We start from the raw sequence: 11,726 nt of genomic DNA on the forward strand, positions 1-11,726 counted from the left end.
CGTGCTGCCCGCACGGCGCTGTCGCTTGGCCTGCTGCTTCTCCTAAGTCGCCTCTGAGCGTGCCTTCGGCGCGACCGCTCAGAGGAGGCATGTTCGCGTCTGAACCCCGGAGAACCACTTCAAGAGACTGATACAATGACCCAGACTGACAAAACACCTGCGGATAAAAACCGTGTGTTGATTTTCGACACGACCCTGCGCGATGGCGAACAAAGCCCCGGCGCGACCATGACCCATGATGAAAAGCTCGAAATTGCCGAGCTGCTGGACGACATGGGCGTCGACATTATCGAAGCCGGATTTCCCATCGCATCCGAAGGCGATTTTCGCGCGGTGTCGGAGATCGCCCAGCGATCCCGGAATGCGGTCATTTGTGGCCTTGCCCGCGCGCAAATGCCGGACATTGACCGCTGCTTCGAGGCGGTCAAAAAGGCCGCCCAGCCGCGCATTCACACCTTTATCGGCACCTCGCCGCTGCACCGCGCCATTCCCAACCTCACAATGGATGAAATGGCCGACCGCATTCACGAAACGGTCACCCATGCCCGCAATCTTTGCGACAATGTGCAATGGTCGCCGATGGATGCAACGCGCACAGAATGGGATTACCTCTGCCGGGTGATTGAAATCGCGATCAAGGCCGGGGCCACCACGATCAATATCCCCGACACGGTCGGCTATACCGCGCCCCGCGAATCCTCGGATCTGATCAAACGGTTGATCGAAACCGTACCGGGGGCGGACGATGTGATTTTTGCCACCCATTGCCACAATGACCTTGGCATGGCGACGGCCAATTCCCTGGCCGCGGTCGAGGCCGGTGCGCGGCAAATCGAATGCACGATCAATGGCTTGGGCGAACGGGCCGGCAACACCGCGCTGGAAGAAGTTGTCATGGCGATGAAGGTCCGCAACGACATCATGCCGTTTTCCACCGGCATCGACACCCGCAAGATCATGCATATCTCGCGGCGGGTCGCGACGGTGTCCGGCTTCAACGTTCAGTTCAACAAGGCGATTGTCGGCAAGAACGCCTTTGCCCATGAAAGCGGCATTCACCAGGACGGCATGTTGAAAAATGCCGAAACCTTTGAAATCATGCGGCCCGAGGATGTTGGCCTCTCTGGCACCTCTTTGCCGCTGGGCAAACACTCCGGCCGGGCGGCCTTGCGCGCCAAGCTGAAGGATCTGGGTGTCGAAGTGGGCGACAACCAGTTGAAGGATGTCTTTGTACGCTTCAAGGAATTGGCCGACCGGAAGAAAGAGGTGTTCGACGACGACGTTCTTGCCTTGGTTTCGGCCACCACCGACGGTGATTCCGACCGGCTGGAATTGATCAACCTCAAAGTGGTCTGTGGGACCGGCGGCCCGGCAGAGGCCACGTTGGAAATGGAAATCGACGGCGCCGAAACCTCGGCCACATGTCATGGCGATGGCCCGGTCGACGCCTCGTTCCGGGCGGTGCGCAAATTGCACCCCAACACCGCGAAACTGCAATTGTATCAGGTGCATGCGGTCACCGAAGGCACCGATGCCCAGGCGACGGTCTCTGTGCGTCTGGAAGAGGACGGCATGATTGCCACCGGTCGGTCGGCGGATACCGACACGGTTGTCGCCTCGGTCAAGGCCTATGTCCAGGCGTTGAACCGGCTTCTGGTGCGCCGTGAAAAGGTAGGCCCCGGTGCCGATGCGCGCGAAATCAGTTACAAGGAAATGTAACGGAATGCGCTCTGCATGGCGCATTGCGGGCATGCTCTGAAAATTTCGGCGGGCCGGACATCATGTTCCGGCCCGTGTTCGTTTCCGCATTGGTTTCAGCAGATGAAATCAGCGTATAGGCCGTTCAACGCGCCGCTTGTTGCCGCCGAATGCGCCAGACCTCTGCCCGGGGGGTCCAGCGATAGCGCGCGTCGTCCAGCGTCGCGACCCAGGTCAGGCTGCCGCCCTTGCGCCATGGGTCCAGCACGATGCCGGAATACATGTCATCGCCCCGTTGGCTTATGATCACTGTGCTATGTTCCAGGCGGATATTGTCCCAATTGGCCACCGCGCGGTGCAAGGCCAGCGTTTGAAACCGCTCCTGTTTCAGACGCCGCTCCAGATCGTCCGCCCAATGATAACAAAGCCCACGCGGCTTGATGCCAAGATTGACCTTGCTGTTATGGGTCAACGGCGGATCCTCGATCTCGTAAGCGAGGGCAAGACGATAGGTTTCGGAATAGGCCAGACTGGCGGCAAGATAGGCTTCGGCCGGATTGACGTAGTGCCCAAGCGCCTGGATCACCTGGGTCAACTGCATGACCTCGACCTCTGTTCCGGGGCGCACCTCGCCCGGCACGCCGCCGGAACATCCGGCCAGACCACTTGCGGCCACGCCAGACGCGGCCAGTGTCGTCAGAAACCTGCGGCGGGTCGAATGCGCCATATCAAAGCCTCGTAAAAGAACAGTATCACAAGACTTTTAGCCTTTTCGCCCCTGCTGTCGACCCGTCGCCCGGGATTGGGCACCCTGCCCTGCGCGGTCTGTTGCGCATTGGCCAAATTGCCCAAACGCCGTGCTATCGAATGCGCCGCGACCGCGTGCCTTTTTGATTGGTAATCGTGTTCTGATCAACAATCTGGATCGGAAAGGCGCCATTGATGACTTCGACAAACGGGCCGGTGTCCATGAAATAGGTCGCCTTGCCATCCAGCGTCAGCACAAAGCCGGTTTCGGTCTCGTTCTGGGTGGAATAGGTGCCGGTGACGGTAAAATTCAACGTGCTGGCAAAGCCCTGGGACACCATGTTGAGCGTTCCGAACCCTTCATAGGTTTTGTCGCGCCGGTATTGCACCGTGCCCTGAATACGGGCGGTCTGAACACCGGGGATTTCCAGTGCTTCGGGATCGGATTCCCACGTGCCGCTGAGATAGGCGACCGCGTCAAAACCCGGCGTTTCGGGCGGCGGGGCGGCGGCCAGAATTTCGCGCAGCTCGGGCACATCCCTGGCGCGTTTCCAATCCGCCATGCCTTCGGTCCAGACATAGGTGTCGCCGGTCAAAGCACCGCTTGCAACCTTCTGCGCCAGCTCCTTGGCGTTGAAAGGTCCGGTCGATCCGCCCCCCTCTGCAATGAAATAGGCCAGCACCACCTCTGGCGGCGGCGGCGGTGGTGTCACGTTTTTGGGCGGATCTGTTTTGGGCGGCGGTGGCGGGGTCACAACCTTGACCGGGGTGTCATCACTGGCTGGATTTTCGTTGGCCGGGCTTTCGTTGGCCGGATTTTCACTGGCCGGCGTGTCATTGCCGGTGACGGGTGGTTTCGGCGCGATGGAAATCGGCGGCTTTGGCGTCTCGCCCTCGGCGGGTTTTGCGCCTTCGCCCAGCACATTGAACAATCCCGGGGTGACAAACGCCACCTGCGCCGACGCGGACATGCCAGACAGCGGGGCAACCAGCCCAACCCCGACACCGGTGACAACAATTGCGGCCCAAAGGCCCAAATTTCGAAGACTCATCTCGGGAACTCCTTTGATCAGAATGACCAAAGGGTAACAGAGCCTCGCCAAAGCTCCGAAAAGAATCGCGGTCGGGACCACAATTGTCAGAATCCCGCGCTACTGACGGATTGCCCCGGTCCAACGGGATGCGCCCCGCAATCGGGGACGCAGGTCCGTTCAGAGCATCGAGGGCACGACCTGATCCGGCGGGCGGTGACCATCGGCAAAGGTCTTGATATTCAACAAGACCTTTTCCCCCATTTCGATCCGGCCTTCCAACGTCGCCGAGGCCATATGCGGCAGCAACACGACATTGGCCAAGGCACGCAGATCCGGGTTCACCGCCGCACCATGTTCGTAAACATCCAGCCCTGCCCCGGCGATGTCACCGGCTTTCAACATCCGCGCCATGGCGTTTTCGTCGATCACCTCGCCGCGCGAGGTGTTGACGATCACCGCGTCCGGCTTCATCAGCTTCAGCCGCCGGGCGTTCATCAGATGGAATGTCGACGGGGTATGCGGGCAATTGACCGAAATCACGTCCATGCGCGCGACCATCTGGTCCAGGCTTTCCCAATAGGTGGCGTTCAGCGCCTCCTCGACCTCGGGGCGCAATCGGCGGCGGTTGTGATAATGCACCTGCATGCCAAAGGCCAAGGCGCGGCGTGCCACGGCCTGACCGATGCGGCCCATGCCCAGAATCCCAAGACGGCGGCCACCCACGCGGCCCCCCAACATTGCCGTCGGCGACCAGCCCTGCCAACCACCGGTTTGCATCAGCGCCAGCCCCTCGGGAATGCGCCGGGTCACGGCAAGCAGCAGCGACATGGTCATGTCGGCGGTATCTTCGGACGAGACCCCCGGTGTGTTCGACACCAGAACCCCACGTTGCCGTGCGGTTTCAACATCAACGTGATCGACGCCAGCGCCATAATTGGCAATCAGCTTCAACCGCTCGCCCGCCCCGGAAATCAAACCGGAATCAATCGTGTCCGACAGGGTCGGAACCAGCACATCAGCCTCTTGCATCGCAGCGGCAAGTTCCTGTCGGGTCATTGGCGTGTCGTCATCGCGCAGCGAGACGTCGAACAATTCCTTCATCCGGGTCTCTACCACCTCGGGCAAGCGTCGCGTAACGACAACACTCAGACGTTTTGATGGCATATGCTCCCGGCTCCTTCTTTTCATTCGGGTCAAACTGCTGGCACACTGCCGCAGAGCACGCGGAGGCACAAGAACCCCGCGGCGAATAAACCATTGGCAGGCAGAGCAAGGGTAAGACATGGTGTCGCGGATCGGGCGAAAAGGCGCATTAGGTGCCATTTTTTTGAGTCTCTGGATGGGAATCGCATCCGCCGCAGAAGAGCGTGGACCCGTCACCAACCTTCCCCTGCCGAGATTCGTGTCGCTGAAGGCCAACGAGGGCAATGTGCGGCGCGGCCCCTCGCTCAGCCATCGGATTGATTGGGTGTTCAAACGCCGCGACATGCCGCTTGAGGTGACCGCCGAATATGGCCACTGGCGCCGGGTGCGCGACCGCGAAGGCGCTGGCGGTTGGGTGCATTATGCGCTGCTGTCGGGGTCACGCACGGTTATCGTCGAAAACGATTATCTGGAATTGCATTCACGTGCCGATGCCGGTGCGCCGGTGGCTGCGCGATTGGAACGCGGCGTGATCGCCCGTCTTGGCGATTGCAACCTCGAATGGTGCAGGCTGACCTCTGGTGGCTACAAGGGCTGGGCGCAAAAGACCGCGCTTTGGGGCGTGTCGCCGGATGAGATCCGCGAATAGATCCACGGTGAACGGCGCCGGCTGATCCAGCTGTATGCCGTAAGTCCCACGGGGGTTTCACGGCGGATGCACAGCGGTTTCAATGCGGCTTTGCCCGTCGGCTTTTGGAACCCCGGTCTAGCGCGTCAGGCTTTCGCGGGCGAGGGCCGCCACCAGATCGGTGCGTGTCACAATGCCGATGATGCGCCCATGATCCAGCACGGGCACCGCATCACAATCACTTGCCGCCATCATCGGCACCACCGCCGCAATTGGCGCATGTTGCGTCACTCTGGGACCGGCCACCCCCATGATGTCACGTGCACGCGCTGGGCGGTCACGATCATTGTCCAACAGCCGCGCCATGGCCGCCGCAAAACCGCGTTCCAGCCGCAGCGCGTCATCCCGTGCGCGGTCAATCAGGTGGCTTTGAAAGATCACCCCCAGAAACCGGTTTTCCGTCTCGACCACCGGCAAAACCGTGAAACGGTGCTGGCGGAACAGATCGGCAATCTCGCCCAATCGCGTGTCCGGTGCGACCGTGACCAATTGACGGGACATGATATCCGACACCGTCAACGGCCCGGTCCGATGCCCGGCGGCCCGCACCTCTGCCGCGCCAATCAACCGCGCCAGATCCTCGATCCCCAGATTCAGGGTCTGGCGATATTGTTCCAGGATCTCTGACAGTTCCGCCTCGCTCAGACCAAGCCGCGCAACCGGGTCCGGCTCCGCGGTGCCGTGGTCCTTGGGGCCGTCAAATTGACGCAGCGGGTAATGGCGCCCGGTCGCCCTAGCGTAGACCATGGCAATCACCACCAGAACAACACTGCCAAAGGCCACCGGAACCAGCGCAAAGAAAAAACCCTGCTCCGCCATCATGTCCGGGTTCAGTGCGGCGGTCATCGCCACCGCCCCCGCCGGGGGATGCACGGCGCGACAGAGGCTCATGAAGGTGATGGCAAGGCCAACCGCCACCGCGACCCGCAACACCGGCTCTGTCACCAGCAGACAGACCGCCACCCCGACCACCGCCGCGATGACATTGCCGACGACCGCCGGCCAGGGCTGGGCCAGCGGGCTGTTGGGCACGGCAAACAACAGAACCGAACTGGCCGCGAAAGGCGCAATCAGATAAAAGCCCAGCGTCTGATCGACCCAGGGCGTCAGCGTCAGCAGCCCGACCAAAGCCAGACCAACCAAAGCCCCAAGCCCGGCTCTGATGGCCTCGGCCGGTGGTGCACCGGCGGCGGCGGGCCCAAACGCCCGCAAAAGAACAGGCCATCGGCGAAACGGCTTTGCAGCAGAATCTGTCTTCTTATCACTCATATTTCGGGCATCTAGCCCAAAATCAAAGCAAGCACCACGGCGGGATTGCGGAAAATCCGGTCAGGAGCGCCCTTTCCACGGCACCAGAACCCGTTCGGCCCGGCGCATCAACATGTCGATGCCAAAGCCGATGATGCCAATCAGAATGATCCCCATGATCACAATATCGGTCAACTGAAACTTGGAGGCGACCATGATCATCATGCCTGCGCCCTTTTCCGCCGCCACCAGTTCGGCGGCGACCACCGTCCCCCAGCAGACCCCCATCGCCACCCGCGCACCGGTGAAGATTTCCGGCAGGGAATTTGGCACAATCACATAGCGCATGATCTGAAACTTGCTGGCCCCAAGGGAATAGGCCGCGTGGACCTTGGTGATGTTTACCCCCGACACCCCGGCCCGTGCGGCGATTGCCATGATCCAGAGCGCGGCGAGGAACAACAGGATGATCTTGCCCGCCTCGCCAATCCCGGCCCAGATAATCACCAGAGGGATCAACGCCAATGGCGGCACAGGTCGCATGAATTCGACAATCGGATCGAACCAGCCCCGGAACCAGCCTGACAGCCCCATGGCATAGCCAAGCGGAATGCCCACCAAAGCCCCAAGCGCAAAACCGACAACCACACGAAACAAGGAAAACCCAAGATGTTGCCACAGGGTCGATCCACGATACCCCTCGCTGGCAATGTCTTTCAAACGGGCCATCACCGCCTCTGGCGATGGCAACCAGATCGGCTCCATCTGCCAACCTTTGGTAGGTTCGAAATTCAGCGTGCCTTTGGGCGACATGCCAACCCGGCCAAATTCGGTCTGAACCTGACCGCCCGGCGCAATCGGTGTGCCATTGACGGCAATCACCTGATGCCCGACATCTCGGCCTTTTTCGTCATTGCGGTCCACCCGCATCAATCCCGACCGCCAGGCCCCAATGGCAAAGGCATCATCTTTGGCCCACCCCTCGCCCGGGTCGATTTCAGGCAGGGTATCATCCGCGCCCAGACGATGCACGAGCACGGTGATTGTCGCGTCATCCGTGCTGCCGTCATCGGCGCTGGCGGTATATTCCATTTTGGCCAGCCCTTCGAATGGGCCGGGCGCATGCAGGAACCCCGGCAGCAGGGCCGAGCCGGTAAAAGCCCCCCACAGCACAAAGATCGCCAGAACCGAAATCACGCTGGCAATCCGGTTCGAGGTGACAGCGCTTTCATCGCCAAATGTCACCGTCTTGCGCGCGGTATACCCATTCGCCGTCTGGTCAACGATCAGCCGCACAAGAAAGAATGCGCCAACGAAAATAGCGATGTAAATCAGCAGGATAATCATTGATCTGCCTCCGATCGGCCCATGATTTCCTCTTCCATATCCCAGATCATGCCCAAAATTTCCTCGCGCCGTGTTGCGAATTCGGGATGTTTCTTGACCTCGCGCAGGTCCTGCCCCACCCCAAGATCAGCAAAGGGCAGCCGATATTCGCGGTGAATTCTCCCCGGCCGTGGCGCCATCACCAAAAGACGTTCCCCCAGCAACAGCGCCTCTTCCACCGAATGGGTGATCAGGATGATCGTCTTGCCGGTCTCTTTCCACAGTTTCAGCACCAGCGACTGCATCTTCTCGCGGGTCAGCGCATCCAGCGCGCCCAGCGGCTCGTCCATCAAGATGACATCCGGGTCATTGGCCAGACAGCGCGCCAGCGCAACCCGCTGCTGCATGCCCCCCGACAGTTCGTAAATCGCCTTTTCCTTGAAATCCTGCAGCCCGACAATATCGAGAAGATGATCAACCGCCTGGCCATATTCCTGTTCGCGCTGGCCCTTCATCCGGGGACCGAAACTGACGTTTTCGCGCACCGACATCCATTCGAACAATGCGCCCTGCTGGAACACCATGCCCCGTTCGGCATCCGGCCCGATGACCGCATGTCCGTTCAGGGTGATTTGCCCATCCGTCGGGGCCAGAAATCCCGCGACGATATTCAACAGCGTGGTCTTGCCACAGCCAGATGGCCCCAGGACCGACAGCAATTCCCCCGCCGCCAGATCCAGCGACACATCCTGTAGCGCCTGAACATGCCCACCATTGGGCAGGTCAAACCGCATGGACAAATTTTCGATCAACAATCCCGACATGGCCCGCCTTTTCCGCTCGGTTTCTGCGTGTTGTACAGGACAGCCAAATGCGCCGCAGATGTCTGGCGCTTGACTGTCATGCAAACGCGCCGCTCCTTGGCCCTTGCGGGCCTTTTCGCGATGCATTGCTGCACCGTCGTAAGGAACGGCGCGAGATTTGTTTACATTTCACCCGCAGCGGTGATCGGCCCGGCATTCACGGCCGCATCATAGGACCCAAGCGCGGCGTCAATCGCCCCCGCCGCAACAAAGACATCGGCCACGCCCTTCATGAAGGTCTGCACACCGCCGCCCAGCCATTTCTCGCCCAATTGATCGGCAAGCGGCGGGAACACAAAGGTCGACAGCGAATTCATCGCCGCCTCTTCCTCCATCCCGGCATCCTTGGCAATCATCGGCAGCATTTCGGCGTGATTGGCTTCATCCGCCCACATGGCATTGGCATCTGCCGTCACCTTCAGGAAGGCCGCAACCGTATCAGAATTTTCCGCAATCCAGGAGGCCGGCCCCGTGGTGGCGTCAAACACCAGAATGCCAAGCGCCTCTTTTTCCGGGCCGGTCAGCAGCACATTGCCGTGCTCTTTCATCCGCAACAGCGATCCACCCCAACCACAGGCCATATCCACCGCGCCCTGGGCAATCGCCGCCGCGCCATCTGGCGGCGCCATGTCAACCACATCCATGCTGGCAATATCGACGCCGAAATGGTTCATCTGCTTCAAGAAGCCGAAATGCGCCGCAGTGCCAAGCGGCACGGCCACTTTCTTGCCCGCCAGCTCGCCGGCCGACATCTTGTCGATTTCCAGATCCTCGCGCACCACGCAATTGTCATTGTCGGAATAGCTGACCGCAATATCCAGGATCTGAAGATCCTGACCGGCCGACGTGGCCACCACAAACGGCGGCAACCCCTGGCTGACCGACAATTGGACATCCCCCGACGCCATCGCCGCCGACATCGCGGTGCCGGTGTCAAAGCTGACCCAGTTCACGGTCATGCCCAGCGCATCGTCATAGGTGCCCATCTGTTTGGCATATTGAAACGGCATCGGCCATTCCAGGAAGTAGCCGACAGTGATCTCTCCGCCATGGCTCGCGGCCAAACCGGCCTGCGCCGAGGCCACCAGCGCCAGACCGGCGACCGAGCTCAGGATCTTGTGCATCTGTTTCATATTGTCTTCCCCGTGTTGGTCCCGCCGCATTTGCGGCTTTTCTTTCTTGGCCAAGGCAGATCCGGCCACGCATGGGGTTGGCCACATGCGCAATTTCAATCCGACCGGAATTCCTGTGACCGATCAACGAAAATATTTTACCCAGACCCAAAGGATAAATTGCCGCCCGTCAATTAAACGATCACTTCCTTCCTGTTATCAACACCTTATCATTCCACCAAATTGTAGAAATAAATCCACCACCCAAAACTGGACTTACGAGAGAGCGGGTTTTGGCCCTATCCATTGCCGCATATTACGGCTTGTGTGACGTAACGCGGCGGCCCTTGGGTGCGCCGCCCTCGGTCTTTCAAACAAGTTAAAAGGTGGCGCAATGGACGGCACATTCAGTGAAAATGACATCAGCCAGGTGATTGCGGCGGACAAGGCCCATATCTGGCACCATCTGACCCAGCACAAATCGCTGGAAACCACCGACCCGCGGATCATCATCGAAGGCCGCGGCATGCATGTTTGGGATCAAAACGGCACCAAATTCCTTGACGCGGTCTCGGGCGGTGTCTGGACGGTCAATGTCGGCTATGGCCGGGAACGGATTGCCAATGCGGTGCGTGATCAGCTGATCAAGCTGAACTATTTCGCCGGGTCGGCCGGCTCTGTGCCCGGGTCCCGCTTCGCCGAGGAGCTGTTGGCCAAAATGCCGGGCATGTCCCGCGTTTATTATTGCAACTCCGGGTCCGAAGCGAACGAAAAGGCGTTCAAGATGGTGCGCCAGATCGCGCACAAGAAATACGGCGGCAAGAAACACAAGATCCTCTACCGCGACCGCGACTATCACGGCACGACCATCGCCTGCCTGTCGGCTGGTGGCCAGGACGAGCGTGGTGCGCAATACGGCCCCTTCACCCCCGGTTTCGTCCGTGTGCCCCATTGCATGGAATATCGCCGCCATGAACAGGACGGCGCACCCGTCGAAAACTATGGCGTCTGGGCGGCAGAGCAAATCGAAGCCACGATATTGCGCGAAGGCCCCGACACGGTTGGCGCATTGTGCCTGGAACCGGTGACCGCCGGCGGCGGCGTGATCACGCCCCCCGAAGGCTACTGGCAAAAAGTGCAGGAGATTTGCCGCAAATACGACATCCTGTTGCACATCGACGAGGTCGTCTGCGGCGTGGGCCGTACCGGCGCCTGGTTCGGCTACCAGCATTATGGCGTAGAGCCGGATTTCGTGACCATGGCCAAGGGCGTGGCCTCGGGCTATGCCGCCATCGCCTGCCTGGTGACCCGCGATGACGTGTTTGACCAGTTCAAGGACACCCCAGCGGATCCGCTGAACTATTTCCGCGACATTTCCACCTTTGGCGGCTGCACTGCCGGCCCGGCGGCGGCGCTGGAAAACCTGGCAATCATCGAAGAAGAAAACCTGTTGGAAAACACCACCGCAATGGGCAACTACATGCTGGATGCGCTGGCCGATCTGTCGGACCGGCATCCCGTCATCGGGAATGTGCGCGGCAAGGGTCTGTTCCTCGGCGCGGAACTGGTTCAAAACCGCGAAGACAAAACCCCGGTGGCCGAAGCACAGGTACAGGCCGTGGTCGCGGATTGTGGCCGCCAGGGCGTGATCATCGGCGCCACCAACCGGTCGGTGCCCGGCTACAACAACACGCTCTGCTTCAGCCCGGCCCTGATCGCCAACAAGGACAATATCGACGAGATTGTCACAGCGGTCGATGGCGCACTTGGCCGGGTCTTCGCTGGCTGAAACCATCCACGGTCGTGAATTTCATCTGACCGTAAATATCCCGGGGGGTCTGGGGGGCTGGCCCCCCAGGCTGTCGGC

The 11,726-nt window shown here is 60.4% G+C and carries 10 protein-coding genes; 3 read left to right on the plus strand and 7 right to left on the minus strand.

Annotated elements, in window-relative coordinates:
- Nucleotides 1-135: 135 nt before the first annotated feature.
- Entirely contained in the window at nucleotides 136-1,719 is a 1,584-nt protein-coding gene (locus tag Q4577_RS12405) for a 2-isopropylmalate synthase (RefSeq protein WP_303469410.1), read from the plus strand.
- A gap of 124 nt (nucleotides 1,720-1,843) precedes the next feature.
- Here the strand turns inward: Q4577_RS12405 and Q4577_RS12410 are convergent, their stop codons facing one another.
- From Q4577_RS12410 to Q4577_RS12420, 3 genes are all read right to left on the minus strand, one after another.
- Nucleotides 1,844-2,425, minus strand: a complete 582-nt coding sequence (locus Q4577_RS12410; protein WP_303469409.1) for a hypothetical protein — start codon at nucleotides 2,423-2,425, stop codon at nucleotides 1,844-1,846.
- A gap of 133 nt (nucleotides 2,426-2,558) precedes the next feature.
- A complete protein-coding gene (locus tag Q4577_RS12415) occupies nucleotides 2,559-3,497 on the minus strand; it encodes a DUF4339 domain-containing protein (protein WP_303469407.1) in 939 nt (312 codons plus the stop codon).
- A gap of 159 nt (nucleotides 3,498-3,656) precedes the next feature.
- Nucleotides 3,657-4,643 (minus strand): D-glycerate dehydrogenase, encoded by a 987-nt coding sequence (locus tag Q4577_RS12420; protein WP_244688791.1) that lies wholly within the window; start codon nucleotides 4,641-4,643, stop codon nucleotides 3,657-3,659.
- Between the two features lie 175 nt (nucleotides 4,644-4,818).
- On the opposite strand from Q4577_RS12420, the gene Q4577_RS12425 reads away from it, so the two are divergent.
- On the plus strand, nucleotides 4,819-5,271 hold the full coding sequence (locus Q4577_RS12425) for an SH3 domain-containing protein (protein ID WP_303469404.1): 453 nt from the start codon (nucleotides 4,819-4,821) through the stop codon (nucleotides 5,269-5,271).
- A gap of 117 nt (nucleotides 5,272-5,388) precedes the next feature.
- On the opposite strand, the gene Q4577_RS12430 is transcribed toward Q4577_RS12425, so the two are convergent.
- The 4 genes from Q4577_RS12430 to Q4577_RS12445 form a co-directional block, all read right to left on the minus strand.
- Nucleotides 5,389-6,579: an HPP family protein gene (locus Q4577_RS12430; RefSeq protein WP_303469402.1), complete on the minus strand. Its 1,191-nt coding sequence runs from the start codon at nucleotides 6,577-6,579 to the stop codon at nucleotides 5,389-5,391.
- A 60-nt stretch (nucleotides 6,580-6,639) separates the two neighbouring features.
- A complete protein-coding gene (locus Q4577_RS12435; RefSeq protein ID WP_303469400.1) occupies nucleotides 6,640-7,905 on the minus strand; it encodes an ABC transporter permease in 1,266 nt (421 codons plus the stop codon).
- The gene (locus tag Q4577_RS12440; protein WP_303469397.1) at nucleotides 7,902-8,708 is read right to left on the minus strand and encodes a taurine ABC transporter ATP-binding protein; all 807 of its coding nucleotides are present in this window, start codon (nucleotides 8,706-8,708) and stop codon (nucleotides 7,902-7,904) included. The genes Q4577_RS12435 and Q4577_RS12440 overlap by 4 nt, the downstream gene beginning before the upstream one ends.
- 161 nt (nucleotides 8,709-8,869) lie before the next feature.
- Nucleotides 8,870-9,880, minus strand: a complete 1,011-nt coding sequence (locus Q4577_RS12445) for an ABC transporter substrate-binding protein (protein WP_303469395.1) — start codon at nucleotides 9,878-9,880, stop codon at nucleotides 8,870-8,872.
- Between the two features lie 373 nt (nucleotides 9,881-10,253).
- Between Q4577_RS12445 and Q4577_RS12450 the strand changes: the two genes are divergently transcribed.
- Nucleotides 10,254-11,648, plus strand: a complete 1,395-nt coding sequence (locus tag Q4577_RS12450) for an aspartate aminotransferase family protein (RefSeq protein ID WP_303469394.1) — start codon at nucleotides 10,254-10,256, stop codon at nucleotides 11,646-11,648.
- Nucleotides 11,649-11,726: the final 78 nt, after the last annotated feature.

This window comes from Marinovum sp. 2_MG-2023 (assembly GCF_030548265.1).
Lineage (GTDB): Bacteria > Pseudomonadota > Alphaproteobacteria > Rhodobacterales > Rhodobacteraceae > Marinovum.